Annotated in this window: 20 protein-coding genes; 18 read left to right on the top strand and 2 right to left on the bottom strand. The window is 30.2% G+C overall.

The window, feature by feature from the left end:
• Positions 1-35 precede the first annotated feature (35 nt).
• Positions 36-701, bottom strand: coding sequence for a hypothetical protein (locus tag ACW5R3_RS05160; RefSeq protein ID WP_456578545.1), 666 nt, complete (start codon positions 699-701; stop codon positions 36-38).
• A gap of 4 nt (positions 702-705) precedes the next feature.
• Complete coding sequence (gene folP / locus ACW5R3_RS05165; protein ID WP_456578546.1) at positions 706-1,527, bottom strand: dihydropteroate synthase; 822 nt, start codon at positions 1,525-1,527, stop codon at positions 706-708.
• A gap of 184 nt (positions 1,528-1,711) precedes the next feature.
• Here folP and ACW5R3_RS05170 point away from each other — a divergent pair, with 184 nt between their 5' ends.
• The 18 genes from ACW5R3_RS05170 to ACW5R3_RS05255 all read left to right on the top strand — a co-directional run bounded on the left by ACW5R3_RS05170 (position 1,712) and on the right by ACW5R3_RS05255 (position 20,308).
• Positions 1,712-2,257 carry a DUF1599 domain-containing protein gene (locus ACW5R3_RS05170; RefSeq protein WP_456578547.1) on the top strand — a complete coding sequence of 182 codons (546 nt, stop codon included), beginning with the start codon at positions 1,712-1,714 and terminating at the stop codon, positions 2,255-2,257.
• A 79-nt stretch (positions 2,258-2,336) separates the two neighbouring features.
• Positions 2,337-3,431, top strand: coding sequence for a BT_3928 family protein (locus tag ACW5R3_RS05175; RefSeq protein ID WP_456578548.1), 1,095 nt, complete (start codon positions 2,337-2,339; stop codon positions 3,429-3,431).
• A gap of 31 nt (positions 3,432-3,462) precedes the next feature.
• Positions 3,463-4,539 carry an ABC transporter permease gene (locus ACW5R3_RS05180; protein WP_456578807.1) on the top strand — a complete coding sequence of 359 codons (1,077 nt, stop codon included), beginning with the start codon at positions 3,463-3,465 and terminating at the stop codon, positions 4,537-4,539.
• Positions 4,540-4,653: 114 nt separating this feature from the next.
• Positions 4,654-5,403: a triose-phosphate isomerase gene (gene tpiA, locus ACW5R3_RS05185; RefSeq protein ID WP_456578549.1), complete on the top strand. Its 750-nt coding sequence runs from the start codon at positions 4,654-4,656 to the stop codon at positions 5,401-5,403.
• 9 nt (positions 5,404-5,412) lie between these two features.
• Positions 5,413-6,252: a 50S ribosomal protein L11 methyltransferase gene (prmA, locus tag ACW5R3_RS05190; protein ID WP_456578550.1), complete on the top strand. Its 840-nt coding sequence runs from the start codon at positions 5,413-5,415 to the stop codon at positions 6,250-6,252.
• 29 nt (positions 6,253-6,281) lie between these two features.
• Positions 6,282-6,557 (top strand): ATP-dependent Clp protease adaptor ClpS, encoded by a 276-nt coding sequence (locus tag ACW5R3_RS05195; RefSeq protein WP_456578551.1) that lies wholly within the window; start codon positions 6,282-6,284, stop codon positions 6,555-6,557.
• A gap of 420 nt (positions 6,558-6,977) precedes the next feature.
• Positions 6,978-8,237, top strand: coding sequence for a tyrosine-type recombinase/integrase (locus ACW5R3_RS05200; protein WP_456578552.1), 1,260 nt, complete (start codon positions 6,978-6,980; stop codon positions 8,235-8,237).
• Between the two features lie 14 nt (positions 8,238-8,251).
• Positions 8,252-9,301: a hypothetical protein gene (locus tag ACW5R3_RS05205; RefSeq protein WP_456578553.1), complete on the top strand. Its 1,050-nt coding sequence runs from the start codon at positions 8,252-8,254 to the stop codon at positions 9,299-9,301.
• Positions 9,302-9,414: 113 nt separating this feature from the next.
• Positions 9,415-9,759, top strand: coding sequence for a helix-turn-helix domain-containing protein (locus ACW5R3_RS05210; RefSeq protein WP_456578554.1), 345 nt, complete (start codon positions 9,415-9,417; stop codon positions 9,757-9,759).
• Between the two features lie 248 nt (positions 9,760-10,007).
• Positions 10,008-10,232 carry a hypothetical protein gene (locus ACW5R3_RS05215; protein ID WP_456578555.1) on the top strand — a complete coding sequence of 75 codons (225 nt, stop codon included), beginning with the start codon at positions 10,008-10,010 and terminating at the stop codon, positions 10,230-10,232.
• A 6-nt stretch (positions 10,233-10,238) separates the two neighbouring features.
• Positions 10,239-10,556 (top strand): hypothetical protein, encoded by a 318-nt coding sequence (locus tag ACW5R3_RS05220; RefSeq protein WP_456578556.1) that lies wholly within the window; start codon positions 10,239-10,241, stop codon positions 10,554-10,556.
• A gap of 2 nt (positions 10,557-10,558) precedes the next feature.
• Entirely contained in the window at positions 10,559-11,755 is a 1,197-nt protein-coding gene (locus ACW5R3_RS05225) for a primase-helicase family protein (RefSeq protein WP_456578557.1), read from the top strand.
• Positions 11,756-12,033: 278 nt separating this feature from the next.
• Positions 12,034-13,629 (top strand): type I restriction-modification system subunit M, encoded by a 1,596-nt coding sequence (locus ACW5R3_RS05230; RefSeq protein WP_456578558.1) that lies wholly within the window; start codon positions 12,034-12,036, stop codon positions 13,627-13,629.
• Position 13,630: 1 nt separating this feature from the next.
• Complete coding sequence (locus ACW5R3_RS05235) at positions 13,631-14,818, top strand: restriction endonuclease subunit S (protein ID WP_456578559.1); 1,188 nt, start codon at positions 13,631-13,633, stop codon at positions 14,816-14,818.
• Between the two features lie 58 nt (positions 14,819-14,876).
• Positions 14,877-15,755 carry a KilA-N domain-containing protein gene (locus ACW5R3_RS05240; protein WP_456578560.1) on the top strand — a complete coding sequence of 293 codons (879 nt, stop codon included), beginning with the start codon at positions 14,877-14,879 and terminating at the stop codon, positions 15,753-15,755.
• A 6-nt stretch (positions 15,756-15,761) separates the two neighbouring features.
• The gene (locus tag ACW5R3_RS05245) at positions 15,762-18,605 is read left to right on the top strand and encodes a type I restriction endonuclease subunit R (protein WP_456578561.1); all 2,844 of its coding nucleotides are present in this window, start codon (positions 15,762-15,764) and stop codon (positions 18,603-18,605) included.
• An 18-nt stretch (positions 18,606-18,623) separates the two neighbouring features.
• Positions 18,624-19,448: a HipA family kinase gene (locus ACW5R3_RS05250; RefSeq protein WP_456578562.1), complete on the top strand. Its 825-nt coding sequence runs from the start codon at positions 18,624-18,626 to the stop codon at positions 19,446-19,448.
• Complete coding sequence (locus tag ACW5R3_RS05255; RefSeq protein ID WP_456578563.1) at positions 19,445-20,308, top strand: hypothetical protein; 864 nt, start codon at positions 19,445-19,447, stop codon at positions 20,306-20,308. Before ACW5R3_RS05250 ends, ACW5R3_RS05255 begins: the two co-directional genes overlap by 4 nt.
• Positions 20,309-20,646: the final 338 nt, after the last annotated feature.

Below are 20,646 nucleotides of genomic sequence, written 5' to 3' on the forward strand. Positions count from 1 at the left end.
TAGTAAGGTTTTTTAGTAAATGTAATAATTAAACACTAATATATAAATTCGTTAGAATCTAGAATTAATTTTGTGCTATCAACTTGTAGTAAGTCAGATTTTAAACCCATATAGTCTTGAAAACTCAATGTTTCTGATAGGTGTAAAATTAAATGAGTAGCCGTACTTTCAGAGCTGTTTTTTAAATCGTTAATAAGCTGATCCATTGTGATTATGTTTTCACCAAAGGGTATTTTAATAACATCTAATGACTCTACGCGAACAGGTAAACTACTAACAGGTATAGCTTTTAAGGCTTTTTCTGTAGAATTTATTGAGTCTTTTAAGTGGTAGTACGTATCTGTGAACTCGATAAAACCTAAGTTTTTTACAGACGTATCATGGCATGAAAAATAATTTTTTGCATCTTCATTTTTATGCATTTCAGCATTTCGTTTCTTGTTTTGTAAAAATTGAACTTGAGGAATAACTTGTTTTAAAGTTAAGCGGTTATCAATGTTTACCAGCCAATTTGTGGATATGATTAAGTTTTTTCTATTTAATTCCAATCCGTTTGTTGCTGTAGAGTCATAAAATATGTAAGCCGGTGAGACGTCTAAAACCTCCTGAAACTCCGTATAAGATACTTCGGGTAGTTGGATGACTTTGTCTGAGCTACATGCTAAAACTAGTAAAGGAATTAAAAACTTCAAGTACTTCATAAGGTTATTGAATTTTATGTGTCAGTTTAATGCTTTCTACAGCTTCTTTTACATCGTGAACGCGAAGTATATTAGCGCCTTTAGTTAATGCTAGGGTATTAAGTACCGTTGTTCCGTTTAAAGCGTGGTTAGGTGTTGTGTTTAAGGTTTTATAAATCATAGATTTACGAGAAACCCCTGTTAATATAGATTTTTCTAAAATGGTAAAAAGGTCTAAATGTTTTAGAATTTCAAAATTCTGATCTTGAGTTTTAGCAAAACCAAAGCCTGGGTCTATAATAATATCTTTTATTAAATGTTTTTTTGCAAGGGCTATTTGTTCAGAGAAATAAAAGAGAATATCTTTAATGAGACTATCATATTGGGTAAATTCATGCATGTTTTGTGGTGTGCCACGCATATGCATCATTATGTAAGGAACGCCTAATTTACCAACGGTTTCCAACATGTTTGAATCTAGTTTTCCTGCAGAAATATCATTAATAATAGCTGCGCCTTCCAAAATACAAGCTTTAGCAATCTTGCTTCTAAAAGTGTCTACAGAAATTAATATATCGGGGAACTCAGTAACCAATATTTTAATTATAGGAAGAATACGGTTTAATTCCTCGGTTTCAGAAACAAATTTGGCATGTGGCTTAGAACTGTAGGCCCCTACATCAATAAAAGTAGCCCCTTCGTTTAACATGGCTTGTACTTGAGAAAGTACAGATTCTGTATTCTTGTATTTGCCGCCATCAAAAAATGAATCGGGTGTTAGATTTAAAATACCCATGACTTTTGGTGAATTTAAATCGATGAGGTTTCCTTTACAATTTATGGTCATAATTCAAATAGGAATTCAGTTTACCTAAGGCTTTAAAAGGGATTAATGAATAGTGTGATGTGTAACAAATTTAAGATATTCAAGTGAAATGTGGCGGGTATTTGTTAGAAAATAAAAACATTCGTTAAGTAACTTTGAACTTTAAACAATTTAAGCGAAATTTACACAAAATTCATTATTTAACATGCCCAATACATCGGAACAATATGATGCTGTAATAAGCATTTGCAGAGCTCTTTTTGAAAAAAAAATGTCTGATTATGGAAGTGCTTGGCGTATTTTACGACTACCATCACTTACCGATCAGATTTTTATTAAAGCACAACGTATTCGTGGTCTTCAACAAAATGCCGTTCAGAAAGTAGCGGAAGGTGAGGTTAGCGAATTCATAGGAATTATTAACTATTGCGTTATGGCGCTTGTTCAAATAGAAAAGGGCGTGGTTGAACAGCCTGATTTTTCTACCGAAGAAGCAACGAAGCTTTATGATGAAAAAGTAGCACTTACTAAGCAACTCATGATGGATAAAAATCATGATTATGGTGAAGCATGGCGCGATATGCGTGTGAGTAGTTTAACCGATTTGATTTTACAAAAATTATTGCGTGTTAAGCAAATTGAAGACAACCAAGGTAAAACATTAGTTAGTGAAGGTATTGATGCTAACTATCAAGATATGTTGAATTATGCTGTTTTTGCATTAATTCATTTAAACGTTACTGAGGCCTAAAACCTTGTAGGCTGTTTTAAACAAAAGAAAGAATAACTCAGATTAATTATAATCGGGAGTTTTAAATTTATATATCACAATGAAGTATTTAGTAGGTTTTAGTCGCATATTTGTTGGAGTACTGTTTATTATTTCAGGCTTTATTAAATTAAACGACCCACTTGGGTTTTCATATAAACTGCAAGAGTATTTCAGTGTTGATGTTTTAAATATTCCATTTTTAGAACCTTATGCTTTAATTATTTCAATTCTAGTTGTCGTATTTGAAGTCGTTTTAGGTGTTTTTCTGTTAGTTGGTTATAAACCAAAATTTACAGTTTACAGTTTATTGGGAATGATTGTGTTTTTTACCTTTCTAACTTTTTATTCAGCTTATTTTGATAAAGTTAAAGATTGTGGCTGCTTTGGTGATGCCTTAAAATTAACACCATGGGAGAGTTTTACGAAAGATGTTATTCTTCTAGTATTTATTTTAATTTTATTAAAAGGTCTGAAGTTTATTCAACCATTATTTGGAAAATTAGCTGTTACAGTGGTGTCCCTACTAAGTTTTTTAGCATCATTATCATTTGCTTATTATGTATTGATGCATTTACCTGCTATAGATTTTAGGGCTTATAAAGTTGGTGCAAATATCGAAGAAGGTATGAGTATTCCTGAAGGAGCAGCAAAACCTGTTCAAGAGTTTACTTGGACTTTTAAGGTAAATGGAGATGAGCAAACGTTTGTAACTAACGGAAGTTACCCAAATGTGGATGGTGAATATGTTGGTGTTGAGTCTGAAGTTATAGATCCAGGATATGAGCCTTCAGTTTTGGATTTTTCTATTGAAAATGATGATGAAGATCTAACAACGCATTTCTTAAATGAAGATAAGTTAATTATGATTGTTATGTATAATTTGGCAACTGCAGAGTCGGAAGGAGTAGCTAAGTTAAAAGCGTTTTCAGATAAGGCTATTAAAAAAGGTTATACTGTAATTGGTTTGTCGGCTTCTGGTGGTGCTGAAAAGGAACAGTTTAAAATGACGCATGCTTTAAATTTTGATTTTTATTTATGCGATGAAAAAGCCTTAAAAACAATAGTTAGAGCGAGTCCTGGAATTGTTAAATTACAAAAAGGTACGGTTGTGCAAAAAGCTCATTGGAATGATATTGAGGATGTTAATCTTTAATTATAGCGTTTAAAACAAAATATATTTACAGCTGATAAGGTATTTATTAAATAAAATAGGTTACACATTACTAACTCTTTACGGAGTGGTAACGGTTATATTTTTATTATTTAATGTTTTGCCAGGTGATCCAGCTAAAATGATGCTAGGTCAAAATCAATCAGCAGAACAAGTAGAAACGATACGTCAAAAATATGGTTTTGATAAACCGAAAACGACACAATATTTATATTACATAAACGACTTACTACCTATATCCTTTCATTCAACAAACGAATTGGATTACACATTTTTAAAAGCAGGTAAGTATTCTAAAAAAGACCTATTTACAATAGGGAATACCACAACGGTAATGAAACTCCCATACCTACGTGAGTCTTTTACAAAGCAAGGTAAACGTGTATCCGAGGTTATAGGAGAAACGCTACCAAATACATTTGTGTTAGCTGTTTCAGCTATTGCAATAGCTTTGTTTTTAGGTTTAATTTTCGGTGTTATATCGGCTATTTATAAAGATACATGGTTGGATAAGTTAATTCAGATAGTAAGCACTGTTGGTATGAGTGTTCCTTCTTTTTTTAGTGCTATTTTATTTGCTTGGTTTTTTGGATTCCTCCTACATGAATACACTAATCTAGAAATGACAGGTAGTTTGTATGAGTTGGATGATTATGGCGAAGCAATGCATATACAATGGAAGAATTTAATCCTACCAGCTGTAGTTTTGGGTATCAGACCACTGGCTGTTGTTATTCAATTAATGCGTAATTCACTTTTAGAAGTTTATAATCAAGATTTTATTAGAACTGCAAGGGCAAAAGGTTTAAATGAATTCCAAATTATTAAGAAACATGCCATTAAAAATGCTTTAAACCCTGTGGTTACAGCTATGTCAGGTTGGTTTGCATCCATGTTAGCGGGAGCTGTTTTTGTAGAGTATATATTTGGGTGGAATGGACTTGGAAAAGAAATAGTTAATGCATTAAATACGTTAGATTTACCTGTTATTATGGGTTCTGTATTGATTATTGCGGTTATCTTCATAATAATCAATATTTTTGTAGATATTATTTACACATGGTTAGATCCAAAAGTTAAATTGGAATAATATTTAATCATTAAATATAGTATTACAGATTATAACGAGTTTAATAAGGGTACTCTCTTATTTCATTTAACATAAAATTTTTAAAAAAATCCTTCATCTGAAGGTTTTACTATTATGAGAAAACACATAGTTGCCGGTAATTGGAAAATGAATAACGACTTAGCAATGACCGAATCGTTAATTACCGAATTACGTAAGCAGAATAAAACTTCAGATGCTGAGGTAATGATTGCACCAGCTTTTACTAATTTATGGCAGGCTTTCGAAACATTGAGACAATCAGAAATAGAGGTGATTGCTCAGAATATGCATTTTGCTGAAAATGGCGCTTATACAGGTGAAGTAAGTGCAAGCATGCTTAAAAGTATTGGTATCAAAACAGTTATTTTAGGACATAGTGAACGTCGTGCTTATTTTAATGAAACCGATGAGTCTTTAGCTAAGAAAGTAGATGCAGCTTTGGCGCATGATATGCGTATTATTTTCTGTTTTGGTGAAGAATTAGCTGATAGAAAATCGAACAACCATGAAGCTGTTGTAGAAAGTCAAATTAAAAAGGCCTTATTCCACTTAAAAGAATCAGATTTTGAACAACTTGTTTTGGCCTACGAGCCTGTTTGGGCTATTGGAACAGGAGAAACTGCTAGTCCGGAGCAAGCTCAAGATATGCATGCATTTATAAGAAAAACAATAGCGAGTACTTATGGCGATTCTGTAGCTAATTCCGTGTCTATACTTTATGGAGGTAGTGTTAAGCCAGCTAATGCTAAAGAAATATTCTCTAAGCCAGATGTGGACGGAGGTTTAATAGGAGGAGCCGCTTTAAATGCTAATGATTTCATGGCTATCGTTAATGCTTTTTAATAAAGAAATATGTCGAATACAATTTATATAGGCTACGATTTTACTGTAGCACCTTTACAACCAGGAGTTGAAATTTTAATAGCAGAATTAGGTTATGCAGGGTTTGAAAGCTTTGTGGAAACAGAAACAGGTGTAACTGCTTATATTCAAAAAGAGGAATGGCATGAAGATATCTTAGCCGATATCCAAATCTTAGAATCAGATGAATTTACGATTACTTTCGAATTTAACGAAATAGAACAGGTAAATTGGAATGCGGAATGGGAACGTAATTTCAATCCTATTTTAGTTGATAACGTTTGTGCTGTGCGTGCACCATTTCATGAAAACATGAATGCGGAATATGATATTGTTATCGAGCCTAAAATGAGTTTTGGTACCGGACATCATGAAACTACACATATGATGATTCAGCATATTCTAAAAACCGATGTAACTAATAAATCGGTATTAGATATGGGCTGTGGCACGGGAGTTTTAGCTATTCTAGCAGAAATGAAAGGAGCAAAGCCTTTAGAAGCAATTGATATTGATAATTGGTGCTATTTAAATAGTCTTGAAAATATAACCCGAAATAACTGTGAGCATATCACGGTATTGGAAGGTGATGCGAGCTTGTTGAAGGATAAATCTTATGACATTATTATAGCTAATATTAATAGAAATATTTTACTCCAAGATATTCCTGTGTATGATAGTTGCTTAAAAACTAAAGGTTTATTATTTTTAAGTGGTTTTTACCAAGAGGATATTCCAACTATTGAAGCTATGTGTAATAAATCGGGATTAAAACGCGTTGACACACTAGAGCAGAATAATTGGGTAGCTTTAAAATTTGAAAAAGAATAAATAAATACTCGTTATTAAATTAAAAAAGTATGAGTACAAGAGAACAAACATTAGAAGAAGTTTTACTGCAGGAAGATGTAGCAAACGAGAACGAAATTGTCTTATATAATGATGATGTAAACACTTTTGATCATGTTATAAATACATTAATTCACGTGTGTGATCATACTCCAGAACAAGCTGAGCAGTGCTCCATTTTGGTTCATTATAAAGGGAAGTGTACAGTGAAAACTGGAGCTAAAAAGGACCTAGAACCTAAGTGTTCTATGCTTTTAGAAGCCGGATTGAATGCTGAAATAAGCTAATAAGAATTAAATACATTAAATATTATAAGCAGGCTTTTATTAAGGTCTGCTTTTTTTTTGTTTAATGATATTGCAGGTATAACCGATTATTTAGCTTGTTAATGAATAATGATGTGTGTAGCTGTTTTTTTTAGAAATAGCATAAAACAAAAAAACCACTCAAATCATAATGATTGAGTGGTTTTTGATAAGAATTTGCATTCTTTAAAAGTGACCTCGACAGGATTCAAACCTGTAACCTCTTGAGCCGTAATCAAGTATTATTGTATTTGTTAGTTAGTGTAATTATATGTAATCCTTTATGTTTTCTACTTTTTATGGGGTTTCTTGTAATATGTGTTAATATCTATTATATGTTTAATTATACTTTTTTTCTGCAAATTTTCTGCAAATTGTTATATTTGCAGAAACGCTATTATAATGAGTAAGAAAATTGACGATTATAAAATTTCCATTAGGTTAGATGTAAGAAGAAAGAAAGCAAATAAAAATTATCCTGTAAAATTGAGGGTTTATGGAAAACAGGTTAAAAAAGAAAAGTGGTATTCTTTAGATATAGATTTGACAGAGGATAAGTTTGAAACTATTTGGGTTAATGGGAACAGCAGTAAATTACGCGGTATAAATAAAGAGGTATATACAAAACTACAAGCTTACCTTACTAGAGCAGAAGATGAAGCGAGGGGGATGACTGTTTTTGATTTTGAAAAGTTTGAGAAAAAATTTTTTCGTAAATCTTCGGATAGAAATAATGTTAAGTATCATTTTGACCTTGTTATTAATAAGAACTTGAAAAATGATAAAATAGGAACTGCTGAAAGTTATAAATACACCTTTAATTCTTTAAGTGAATACTGTAAAAGCAAAAAGAAGATAGCACCAGAAAAGTTAACCTTTAACGATATAACAGTTGATTGGTTGAAAGATTATGAAAAAACAATGCTATTGAAAGGCAAAAGTATTACCACGATTGGGATTTATACACGAACATTAAGAGTCGTTTTTAATAACGCAATTGATGAAGGGGATATAATAAATGATATCTATCCTTTTGGAAAGAAGAAATATGTTATTCCTAAATCAAAAAAAGTAAAAAAAGCGTTAAACTCAACACAATTAAAAGTTTTATTTAGTGCTGAAGCTGAAAATCCAAATGAACAACAAGCTAAGGATTTTTGGTTTTTCAGTTATTCGTGTAATGGTATGAATTTTAAAGATATTGCTTTGCTTAAGTACTCAGATATTAAAGAAGATAGGTTTTCTTATTATAGAGCTAAGACATTTGATAAGTCATCTGAAAAAACAGAGATTACTATTTATCTTACCGAATTTTCTTCAAGCATTATTTCTAAATACGGAAGTAAAGACAAAGAAGGGTTTGTTTTTAATATAATATCTGAAAATGATACAAGTGAAACTCAATACAGGAAAATTAAAAATTTCACACGTTTAATTAATGACCATCTAAAGAGGTTGGCTAAAAGAAATAGTCTGCCAAATGATATTTCTACATACTGGGCGAGGCATTCTTTTGCTACAAATTCTATGCGAAAAGGTACTAGTATAGAATTTATAAGTGAGGCTTTAAATCATAGCGACTTAAGTGTAACAAAAAATTACCTTGACGGGTTTGAAGATGATGCAAAAAAGGAATTTGCTAATTCTATAATGGATTTTTAAATGTTGAATGAATAATGAAAGATATAGACAATAGATTTAGTTGGTCAGCTTCTGAAATAAAGAAAGAGGTTCAAGTTTTAATGGAACAAATAGATTATGAAAAAGAAGAGGCTAAATATATTGGTTTAGTTAAAGAATATTTAGGAGATGAACTGTTATTTGATGAATGGGTGAATTTTCTTCGAATACAACTTCACTTGTCTATACCAGATGAAGTAAAGGAAACGTGTAATGTTTGTAGAGGTAATCGTGACCTTACGGATGATATTATATGTTTAAGGTATTTTGAATTAGCGAACGCTCAAATTCTAATTCATCTTATATTTTTTGTTAGTTATATTGAAAATAACAGAGGTACTTTTGATTCTAAAGAGGATTTGTTGTCAGTTACAAATAGTTTTTTTGAAAACTTCGAGTATGTCAAAGGAGAGTTAATATTTGATGCAGATAGGTTTGATGGCATGATATTGAAGCATAGCATTCTGAATCTTCGAGAAATTTTATCAAAGATGGATACATCAGAAGCAATATCTGAAATAAGTAAACTAATCGAAGAGTTTCAAACTCATAAAGTACTTTCTAAATCTACGGATAGAGAATTGTTTTCACATGTTAAGCCTCAATTGAAGTTTTTGAAAGGCCAATTAAAGTATTACAAAGAAAAATTATTATTGGAACCACAGCAAGTGGAGAAAAAGACTTTAGATAGTGAAGCTTTATTTAGAATGAGTAATAATTTAATACCAGAACTAAGTATAGAAGAAGTATATGACTATTTTATAAGTCTTACAAAATTAAGAAATAATCATGGTGAGCCTTATTTAACCAATGACCAGCTATTGATTTTTATAAAATCGACTTTTGTAGAGTTGAAGCCAGAAAAGCAAAACTTTAATTGTAGTGGTTTTAAAAAGAAAGAAATTAGAAAAATATTCCATGGTTTTTATTTTGAAAACAAAAATAAAGAAAGAAAGCAGACTGGTATAAAGAGCAAATATTTCAATATCATGAATGATGCTTTTTTTGGGTTCAATAAAAATGATTTTACCGATTTTTCGAAGTAAAAAACCTTAAAAAAAGCCTAAGAAACCTAAACATAAACCTATTAAACCTATCATTTTTCTATTTCTTTATAGAACATCTAATTATGCACTTTTAATAATATAAAAGTGTAAAAATGAAAACATTAAAATTTGAAAATCTGCCCAGTGCAGTCGCTGAACTTATACAAGGTCAGAACGAATTAAGAGCCTTGCTTCTTCAAAAGGCGCATTCAAAACCCGAAACAGAAATGCCAATCCTATTAGATGGTGTTTTGTCGTTAACGGGTTTTTCTAAACCTACCATTTATGGTTATGTCCAACGCAACGAAATACCTTTTCATAAAAAGGGTAATCGCTTGTATTTTTTTCAGTCTGAAATAATAGACTGGATAAAACAGGATAAGCAAAAAACCATTAAAGAAGTTGAAACTGATGTAGATACTTTATTGTCTAACAAAGGAAAAAGATTAAGAAACTGAAGCATTCATCACTTGAATCAGGTGAGGAATCAGTTTTATTAATCGTTAGTCTAACGTTAAATTAACGCACAATGGATAGATATACATACAATTGTAATTATTGTGGTGGTACATATACCCCAAAAAGAAGGTTCGTACAGAAATACTGTAGTAGCAGTTGTCGAGTTAGCGCTTACAACAAAAGAAAGCAGAATGAATTAAACAATTCTAAAAGAAAAACAAAAGTAATTCCTTCTGAGAATAAGGGGATGAGTTGGTCAGGTATTGGTGATGCTGCGGTTGGAGCATTAGCTACCAATATAGCAACGAACTTGTTTACAAGGGAAGAAAACAAGCCTGCTACAAAAGGGGATATTCAAAAGCTCATGAAAAGTGGTCAGGATAAATTTATCCTAGTCAAAAATGTCCCTGCAAGAATGGATGGTGCAAAAGCCTATTTCGATACCATTCAACAAATACTAATTTATAAATAAAATAACATGAAAAATATAAGAACATATGAGCCAGATGGCTTAAAAATGCTTAAAGAAATTAGGAGCGATTTATTAAGAGCTTCTGCTGATGCTAATAGTTCGTTGTCAGCTAAGTTAATACAGAATTTAATGATGAAGGTGAGTGTGGCAATAGAAATAATTGATTTTATTCCAAGATTACCACTTTATCAAATAGAGGAGAGTGTAAAAGAAATATGTAGAAACGACCCGTCTACGCATGGTGTAAACTGTAAACTAATGTTTTCCTCTAAGCATGGGGAAATCGATTTATCTAAAATGTCTGAATTAACTGTAAAAATATAATTATGAAAAAAAAATACTTGAGAATCGGTACAGGGTATTATAAGCGTGTGAAAATGCCCTTAAATAGTAATGATACTATTAAAATGTTAGTTCCTTGGTCTAAAAATGAAATTGTCACAGATCATGGAAAAGACTTTGTAAAAGATGTAAAGAAGTATGATGGCTTTTGTTTAATTCCTTCACATACCAAATACCAATCAACTATTAACGGCTTTTACAATAAATATGAAAAGTTACAGCATAAATTAAAGAAAGGAAGTTTTGTTGAGACAGAAAAATTTCTAAAACACATTTTTGGAGAGCAGTATGAAATTGGTCTGGACTATTTGTCTATTCTATGGCATAATCCAACACAAATATTGCCTGTTTTATGTTTGGTAAGTAATGAGCGGAATACGGGGAAAACAACCTTTATTAATTGGTTGAAGCTTATATTTCAAAATAATATGACTATTAATAACAATGAGGATTTTAGAAGTCGCTTTAATTCTGATTGGGCTTCAAAATTAATCATAGCAGTTGATGAGGTTTTATTAGACAAAAGAGAGGATAGTGAACGGTTGAAAAACTTATCTACGGCTAAAAGTTACAAGAGTGAAGCTAAAGGTAAAGATAAAATAGAAGGCAGTTTTTTTGGTAAGTTTATACTTTGTTCAAATAATGAAGAGAACTTTATTTATATAGATAATTCTGAAACGAGATATTGGGTGCGTAAAATAATACCGTTTGATTTATCACTTGATAATCCAAATCTTTTGGATTCATTGAAAGAGGAGATACCGCACTTCATTAATTATATTAATAATCGTGAAATTTCATGTCCTAGAAAAACTCGGATGTGGTTTACTAAAGAGCAGATTCATACCCATGCTTTAGAGGTGCTAATGAATGGAAGTAAAACTTTTTTAAATAAAGAATTAGACCAAATACTTTCAGATGAGTTTTTACAATTCGATAAGGAAGAGTTGAAATACTCGGTAGGGGATTTGGTTGAAAAACTTAGTAAACATAACATTAGAACCAGCTCTTTTAAAATATCTGATTTAATCAAAAAACGGTATAAGATTGAGCCTAAAAACAGTACCTATAAAAAGTATCACATATCGTATTCAACGGCAAATAAGCCTATAGTGGAAGAAACCAGTCATAAAGGGCGTCATTATACTTTTACTAAAGAGTTGCTTGAGAGCGTAGGTTGATTTGTTGATTAATTACTATAAAAGCCATGCTAGCTGGCATTTGTAGTAAAAACATCAACTCAACTTTAAAGCAACAATTGCTTATTTACAATTGTTGATGCGTTGTTCCTTATTCGTTTCCTGTTAGATTGTTTAATGCCAAGTGTTTGACGGTTATTTGTCAACAAGCAACGGTGTTTGTTATTTTGTGTGTTAGAGATAAGTAATTACTGAAATCCTTATTATTAAGTCAGATTAATATTATATTTTTAACAATTCAAAACACACTTTCAAACCAAATGTCAGAAGAACAAAAAAAACTACTTGAAAAACAATTGTGGGCTATTGCCAATCTCTTACGTGGCAAAATGGATGCAGACGATTACAGAAACTACATCTTAGGCTTTATATTCTTTAAATACCTTTCAGAAAAGTTACACTTATACGCTAATAAAATATTAGCACCAGATGGTTTAACTTATGAGCAGTTAGATGAAAATTCAGAAAATGGTAAGTTATATATCGAAGCAGTTAAAAAAGCCTGCGTAAAAGAGTTAGGTTACTTCTTAAAACCAAGCGAATTATTTACTTCTATTGCTCAAAAAGGAAACAACCTTTCCGAAATTGAAACCAACGATAATGATGAAGCAAAGCAATTCTTTATCATTGAAGATTTAGAACGTATTCTTACCAATATTGAACAAAGTACAATGGGTACAGAATCAGAAGATGATTTTGTAAAACTATTCGAAGATTTAGATTTAACTTCTGGTAAGTTAGGAAGAACCGTAAAAGCACAAAATGAAACCATTGCAAAAATCATAATACATTTAGATGAAATTGATTTTAGATTAGAGGATAATGACAGCGATTTATTAGGAGATGCATACGAGTTTCTAATTGGGCAGTTTGCTGCAAGTGCAGGAAAAAAAGCAGGGGAATTTTATACGCCTCAAGAAGTATCTACCATATTAGCAAAAATAGTAACTACGCGTAAAAAACGTTTAAAATCAGTATATGACCCAACGTGTGGGAGTGGCTCATTATTATTGCGTGTAGCTAAAGAAGTAGACGATGTTGGTATGTTTTACGGTCAAGAATTAAACCGAACAACGTACAACTTAGCACGTATGAATATGATACTACACGATGTAAATTATCGTGAGTTCGATATTAAACAAGAAGATACCTTAGAAGAACCACAACATTTAGATGTTAGAGCCGAAGCTATTGTAGCAAACCCACCATTTTCTGCAAAGTGGTCTGCAAAAGGAATATTTAGTACAGATGATAGATTTAGTCAGTATGGTAAATTAGCACCTAAAACAAAAGCAGATTTTGCTTTTGTACAGCATATGATTCATCATTTAGATGAAAGCGGAATAATGGCAACAGTATTACCGCACGGTGTATTATTTAGAGGTAGTTCAGAAGCTCATATTAGACGTTATTTAATAGAAGATAGAAACTACATAGATGCTGTAATTGGTTTACCTGCAAATATCTTTTTCGGTACAGGTATTCCAACCTGTATTTTGGTGATTAAAAAATGTAGAGAAGTTAATGAAGATGTATTATTTATTGATGCATCACAAGGTTTTGAAAAACAAGGAAAAGATAATAAGCTACTACCAGAGCATATCAACCAAATTGTAGAAACCTATACCAATAGAACGGTAACAGATAAATACAGCCACAGAGCAACATTACAAGAAATAGCAGATAACGATTATAACCTAAATATACCGCGTTATGTAGATACGTTTGAAGAAGAAGAACCTATTGATATTAATGAAGTTGCAGAAGAAATTCAAGCATTAGATTTAGAAATTGCTGAAACCGATAAACGCATTGCTTCCTATTGTAAAGAATTAAATATTAAAACACCTTTTTAATATGGAAAAGCAATTAATACCACAATTGAGGTTTTCTGAGTTTGAAGACAATTGGTGGAAATCATCATTAGATAAAGTTGTGAAATATACAAAAGGTTACGCTTTTAAGTCAAATACTTATGAGAATAAAGGAATTAGAATAGTTAGAGTTTCTGATTTGGGTGCTGATTCTATAAAGTCCAACAATGAAAAATTATATATATCAAAAAAAAATTCTGAAGGGTTAGAAAAGTATTTGTTAAAAAAGAATGATATAATTGTTACAACGGTTGGTTCGCATCCAAAATTAATTGAATCAGCAGTTGGGAGAGGTGTTTTTGTAAATAATGAAAATGAAGGTTTTTTAAATCAAAATCTACTAAAGATAGAGCAAAACTCTCTTATTGATTCTAAGTTTTTATTTAGTCATCTTAATTCTTCAAGATATAGATATTATATAAAAGGAATAAAGAGAGGAAATGCGAATCAAGCAAACATAACCGTAAAAGAATTATTAGAATATAGAATCTCATTAACATCATTAGAAGAACAACAAAAAATAGCATCATTCCTTACCGATGTTGATGATAAAATTACCAAACTAACCAAAAAGAAAACCCTTTTAGAGCAATACAAAAAAGGGATAATGCAAAAAATATTTAATCAAGAACTAAGATTTAAAGATGATAATGGTAATGAGTTTCCTAAATGGGAAGTGAAAAAGTTGGGTGATATTTCAAATATCACTACGGGTAGTTCAAACAGACAGGATTCAGGTTTAGATGGTGAATATACTTTTTTTGATCGTTCTGAAGATATAAGAACAAGCAGTAGATATTTATTTGATGGTGAAGCTGTAATTGTAGCAGGTGAAGGTTCTGATTTTATACCAAAATATTATGTTGGTAAATTCGATTTACATCAAAGAACTTATGCTATTATGAATTTCAAAGATTCAGTTAGTAAATATTTATACTACTGTATTTATTTTCATAGAAAATATTTTTTAAGTCAAGCAGTTGGTTCAACAGTAAAATCCTTGAGGCTTCCAATGTTTCAAAAAATGCCTATTAAGTTACCTGTTATAGAAGAACAAATCAAAATAGCCAATTTTTTATCAGATATAGATGTAAAGATTGAAGCCCTAAATACCAAAATAGAACATAGTAAATCCTTTAAAAAAGGATTATTACAACAAATGTTTGTTTGAAAAATCTAAAGTGGTCAAAATTGACCACTAATATAAATTTAATAGTATGTCAGCAAAAATGAAAAAACTAATAGTAAACGAAGTTGAAGTATCAATTGACACAAATAATGAAGAAGATTTTATTTGTCTTACCGATATGGCAAAAGCTAAAGAAGGTGATAATCGTTCAGCAGACATTATTAAAAACTGGTTGCGTAATCGCAGTACAATAGAGTTTTTAGGTACTTGGGAAACTATTAATAACCCAAATTTTAAAGTGGTCGAATTCGACCACTTTAAAAAAGAAGCAGGTCTACCAACCTTTGTTCTAAGTGTTTCTCAGTGGGTTGAACAAACTGGTGCTATTGGTTTAATTTCAAAATCAGGGCGATATGGAGGTACATACGCTCATAAAGATATTGCATTTGAATTTGGTTCTGCAATAAGTCCTATTTTTAAATTGTATCTCATTAAAGAATACCAAAGGTTAAAAGAAATAGAAACCAATCAATACAATTTAGAATGGGATGTAAAACGTATTTTGACTAAAGCAAATTACAGTATTCATACCGATGCAATTAAAAATCATATCATTCCTACTTTAAATATTTCAAAAGATAAAGAGTGGCTTACATATGCAGATGAAGCTGATATTTTAAATGTCGCTTTATTTGGTTGTACAGCTAAACAATGGAAACAGGCAAATCCTCAATTAGCATTGGATAAAAAAAATATGCGAGATTATGCAAGTATAAATCAATTAACTGTTTTGTCTAATTTAGAAGTTTTAAATTCTGAATTAATAAAAAATAAATTACCTAAAAAACAAAGATTTCAATACCTACATAGAATGGCATTACAACAATTGACAGTTTTGGATGATAATAATGCTTTAAAAGCATTGCAAAAACTATCAGATAACACGTACCTAAACGAGCAAAATAAATTAGATAGCTAATTTTTTATGACAACACAACCAGAACAAGTATTAGAAAATAATTTAGTAAGCCAATTAATAGCATTAGGCCATAAATCAGTTGTTATAAAAACAGAAGAGGATTTAGTAAGCAATCTAAAATCTCAATTAGAGAAGCATAATAAAATAACCTTTACTACGTCCGAGTTTGAGCGTATATTAATACATCTTTCTAAAGGTAACATTTTCGATAAAGCTAAAACCTTACGAGATAAATATGTATTGCAAAAAGACAATGGGGATAAGGCATATATCGAGTTTATTAATCAAGATTTCTGGTGTCAAAATCAATTCCAAGTAACCAATCAAATTACAATTAATGGTAAAAGAGAAAACCGTTACGATGTAACTATTCTTATAAACGGTTTGCCATTAGTACAAATAGAATTAAAAAAACGTGGTATAGAGTTAAAAGAAGCACATAGGCAAGTATGCAGATACCAACAAGAATCCTTTGCTTCAAATAATGCCTTATTTAATTACGTGCAACTCTTTGTAGTTAGTAACGGAGAAAACACAAAATACTATGCCAATACCTATAAGCAAGGTAAAATGCCTAGTTATAAATTTACAAGTTATTGGAGCGATAAAACCAATAAAAGAATAACGCAATTAGACAAATTTGCAAATCTATTTTTAGAGCCTTGTCATATCGCTAAAATGATAACTAAGTACATTGTTTTACACGAAAAAGATAAAGTGTTAATGGTACTTAGACCGTATCAGTATTATGCAGTAGAATCCATTATAGATAGAGTGAAAAATTCAGATAAAAACGGTTATATATGGCATACTACAGGTTCTGGTAAAACATTAACATCGTTTAAAGCGAGCCAAATACTAACAAACAATCCTAAAATCAAAAAAGTGGTGTTTGTGGTAGATAGACAAGATTTAGACGACCAAACGGTAAAAGAATTTAGAGCTTTTGATAAAGAAAGTATAGATGGTACAGAAGATACTAAAACCTTAGTAAAACACTTTTTAGACCCAACCAGACCGTTAATCGTTACTACTATTCAAAAATTAAATGTTGCCATAAAAAAAACAGCATTTAAAAACCAAATTGAAAAAATAAAAGACGATAAAACCATTTTTATTTTTGATGAATGTCACCGTTCACAATTTGGAGAAACACATAAGGCAATAGTAAACTTTTTTACCAATCATCAGTTATTCGGGTTTACCGGAACACCAATTTTTGAAGAAAATGCACTAAGTGTAAAGAGTATAAAACAAACAACAGCAAATCTATTTCACGACTGTCTACATAAGTACGTTATTACAGATGCTATAAGAGATGAAAATGTATTAAAATTCTCAATTGAATACTACAATGTATTTAAAAAGAAAATTCAAGAGGAAGAAGATACTAAAGTAGAGGCTATAGACACACAAGAAGTTTATGAAAGTGATGCGTATTTAGAAACCATTACTAATTATATATTAAAAAACCACTACAATAAGACTAATAACAGACAGTTTACTGCAATGTTTTGTGTAAGTAGTGTAGATATATTAATTAAGTATTACGAGCTGTTTAAAGCTAAAAAAGAAGCAGGAGAACACAATTACAAAATAGCAACTATATTCTCGTATGCTGCAAATCCAGAAGTAGAAACTATAGATGGTAATATTTCAGAAGAAGATGTAACAGATGATGCACCAGTAAATCAATCCGTAAGAGATAAGTTAGACGAGTTTATTGCAGATTATAATACAATGTTTAACGAAGCACATTCGGCTAATGATGCTAAAGCGTTCTTAAACTATAAAACCAATATATCTAAAAGAGTACGTGATAAAGAAATAGACATTTTATTAGTAGTAAATATGTTTTTAACAGGGTTCGATAGTAAAACATTAAATACCCTTTATGTAGATAAAAACCTTAAATATCACGGTTTAATACAAGCCTATTCACGTACCAATAGAATATTAAACGATAATAAATCACAAGGTAATATTGTAACCTTTCGTAATTTAAAAAAGAATACAGACGATGCAGTAAGGTTGTTTTCAAATCTTTCAGCAAACGAAACTATTACCATTGCACCGTATAAAGAGCAGTTATCGTTTTTTGAAGAAGCCTATGCTAAATTAATAGAGCTTACTCCAACACCAAATAATGTAAATGATTTAGTTACAGAAGAAGATGAACTAGAGTTTGCAAAGGCATTTAGAAATATTATGCGTTTAAAAAATATATTAGATTCCTTTACAGAATTTACTTTTGATGATGTACCAATGACAGCTCAAGAGTTTCAAGATTTTTCATCTAAATACTTAGAATTAAACGATAAAATTAGATTTAATACTCAAAAACAAAAAGTATCTATATTAAACGAAATAGATTTTGAAATAGAGTTGTTGCATAAAGACGAGATTAACGTTACTTATATTATGAAGCTATTGGCACAATTAAAAGATGCCAAACCAAAAGACCAAGAAAAACAGAAAAAGCAAATTTTAGATTTATTAGCTGGAGATGTTACTTTACGAAGTAAACGTGAATTAATAGAACAATTTATAGAGAATAACTTACCTAAAATTAGTAATAGCGAAACCATAGAAGGTGAATTTAAAGACTATTGGAAAGTAGAAACTAAGAAAGCTTTGAATAATTTAAGTAAAGCAGAAGAATTAAAACCAGATAAAGTAGAAGACATCATAAACGATTTTCTTTTCACAGGTAGAATGGCAACAGAAGATGAAGTTATTGAAGCATTAGAAAAACAACCAAGTGTTCTACAAAGAGAATCAATAAGCACTAGAATAACAGAAAAAATAAAAGACTTTGTGAAAACTTTTATTAATGGTGTAGATAATTGATAGTATTATAATAATTAAATGGATTTAAATAGAATACATACAAATACAATAATAAAGGAGCTTCCTACAGAAGGGCATAGTCCTTTACTAGTAGTTGGTAATGATTATCAAATGTATGTAGCTAAAAATGATAAAGGTCAACAACCACCACATTCATTGATTAATGAATGTTTTGCTTCTTTTTGTTTAAATCATTGGAATATCCTAACGCCTGAAATTAAGATTATCGATGTCGCTAATGAGTTGATTGTAAGTCAAGATGATTTATCGTTAAATCATAGATCACATTATTATAATACACCTTGCTTTGGTTCAAAATTTATTGAAAGCTCTATTGATGTAAATGCATTATTAGTTACAGACAAAAAGAAAGCATTTAATAAATTAAATAACCCTTTAGATGTATTTCATATAACTTTATTTGATACTTGGGTTGAAAATGATGACAGAAAACCAACAAATTATAATTTAATTTTAGAACCATTCAATAAGAAATTTAATATTATTCCTATAGATAATGCATTTATATTTAGTACTATGTCTTATCAGTATTTAAATCCAGATTATGTATCTGTAAGTGTTAATGACCATTTATTAGTTTCTGATTTAGGCTATTTAGTAAAAAAGAACATTGCAGTTACTAACAATTTTATTAACAATGAAAGAGATTATTTCTATCTTTGCATTGAACGTTGTCGTAAGAACTTTGATGATTTTATAAATCAAGTGAGGTCGATTTATACCATTGACGACGATTCTGTATTAAGTTTAAAAGATTTTTTGTTTAATGATGAAAGAAACAATAAAGTCTTTAACGAATACGTTTTTAGATTAAACCAATGAAAAATTTTTATTCAATATTAAAATTATCACCTAACATTGCTACTCAAGATTCTGTAGCGATAGGGATACTTTTGTTTGATGGTGTAAAGTTTCGCTATTATTTTTCTGAAAGGAAAAAAAGAATAGCTAATAATCTATTGGATGATAAAGATGTTAATTTGAATTTTATTGTTAATCAAATTATAGAAAAGTGTAAGTCTATAAATTTGGATAAAGAAGAATTACAATTCTTTTATAAATCAGATAAGTTGTCTGAAATATCATATTTTGATTATTTGAGTAATTATTCAAATGGTTTATTACAATTTTCAAAGCCTAAAATTATCTTTGATGAAATTAATGATATTTCTTTTGAAAATTTAATAGGTTTCTTATTTAAAGAGCCTGTTTATCAGAAATTATCGACCTTATCTAATGAATATGTTGTATCGCAAGAAATAATCACGAAGAATTTAATAGATAAAGTAAATACAAAGGTTCATACTTATTATAAATTTAAGCCAGAAGCATTTCCTTCAATATATTTTCCGTATGAAATGGACTGTATTGGTTTAAATGGTTCTTTAATTGGTGCAAAATCTTTGTCATTTAATAAATCGTTGCAAGTGATTGATAAAAACATAAGTCATTATTTTGCATTAATATCCTCTCTATCAAGTAGATACAACAAATCATTAAAGGATAATAATTTTTACTTAATATCTGAAGAGCCTTCTGAAATTGGTAGTAAAGAACATAAATTATGGGAGTCAGTACGTTATAATGAGCTTATTTCAGTAATAAACCCAGAAGAATCTAACAAGGTAGCTAATTTAATTATAGAAAAGAATGCTACTAAATTTTTAGATGAAGTAGAATAGAATATAGATTCCCCACAACCCAAAACCCAGTTTTTTCGTACCTCAAAATCCTCTGTCTTTTGTGTTGTTCCGCTCGCCACCACATAGTTGGTTTTATGTCACAATAGTTGTAGCCAACGCTATAATAGCACATTCCTTATTTTATTTAAAAGTATCTATTTTAATAAATTAGTACAATAAAAAAGCAAAGAGCTATTGCCAACGCTCAAACCTGAACTAAAAACAAAACATTTGCTATCGTAGAATATTTTTTTTTCAGAACTAGTACTCTACGTTATTTTTGACCTTCAAATATTTATTAATACTTAAAACTTATTATTATGGCTTTAGACAAAGAT

The sequence above is a fragment of the Algorimicrobium bowmanii genome, assembly GCF_054031195.1.

Coding starts and splice junctions, on each gene's coding strand:
- ACW5R3_RS05255 (WP_456578563.1), top strand. CDS start 19,445: ATGAAAAATTTTTATTCAATATTAAAATTATCACCTAACATTGCTACT.
- ACW5R3_RS05175 (WP_456578548.1), top strand. CDS start 2,337: ATGAAGTATTTAGTAGGTTTTAGTCGCATATTTGTTGGAGTACTGTTT.
- ACW5R3_RS05230 (WP_456578558.1), top strand. CDS start 12,034: ATGTCAGAAGAACAAAAAAAACTACTTGAAAAACAATTGTGGGCTATT.
- ACW5R3_RS05170 (WP_456578547.1), top strand. CDS start 1,712: ATGCCCAATACATCGGAACAATATGATGCTGTAATAAGCATTTGCAGA.
- ACW5R3_RS05160 (WP_456578545.1), bottom strand. CDS start 701: ATGAAGTACTTGAAGTTTTTAATTCCTTTACTAGTTTTAGCATGTAGC.
- ACW5R3_RS05235 (WP_456578559.1), top strand. CDS start 13,631: ATGGAAAAGCAATTAATACCACAATTGAGGTTTTCTGAGTTTGAAGAC.
- ACW5R3_RS05215 (WP_456578555.1), top strand. CDS start 10,008: ATGAGTTGGTCAGGTATTGGTGATGCTGCGGTTGGAGCATTAGCTACC.
- ACW5R3_RS05240 (WP_456578560.1), top strand. CDS start 14,877: ATGAAAAAACTAATAGTAAACGAAGTTGAAGTATCAATTGACACAAAT.
- ACW5R3_RS05200 (WP_456578552.1), top strand. CDS start 6,978: ATGAGTAAGAAAATTGACGATTATAAAATTTCCATTAGGTTAGATGTA.
- folP (WP_456578546.1), bottom strand. CDS start 1,527: ATGACCATAAATTGTAAAGGAAACCTCATCGATTTAAATTCACCAAAA.
- ACW5R3_RS05250 (WP_456578562.1), top strand. CDS start 18,624: ATGGATTTAAATAGAATACATACAAATACAATAATAAAGGAGCTTCCT.
- ACW5R3_RS05195 (WP_456578551.1), top strand. CDS start 6,282: ATGAGTACAAGAGAACAAACATTAGAAGAAGTTTTACTGCAGGAAGAT.
- ACW5R3_RS05225 (WP_456578557.1), top strand. CDS start 10,559: ATGAAAAAAAAATACTTGAGAATCGGTACAGGGTATTATAAGCGTGTG.
- ACW5R3_RS05220 (WP_456578556.1), top strand. CDS start 10,239: ATGAAAAATATAAGAACATATGAGCCAGATGGCTTAAAAATGCTTAAA.
- ACW5R3_RS05210 (WP_456578554.1), top strand. CDS start 9,415: ATGAAAACATTAAAATTTGAAAATCTGCCCAGTGCAGTCGCTGAACTT.
- ACW5R3_RS05245 (WP_456578561.1), top strand. CDS start 15,762: ATGACAACACAACCAGAACAAGTATTAGAAAATAATTTAGTAAGCCAA.
- ACW5R3_RS05205 (WP_456578553.1), top strand. CDS start 8,252: ATGAAAGATATAGACAATAGATTTAGTTGGTCAGCTTCTGAAATAAAG.
- tpiA (WP_456578549.1), top strand. CDS start 4,654: ATGAGAAAACACATAGTTGCCGGTAATTGGAAAATGAATAACGACTTA.
- prmA (WP_456578550.1), top strand. CDS start 5,413: ATGTCGAATACAATTTATATAGGCTACGATTTTACTGTAGCACCTTTA.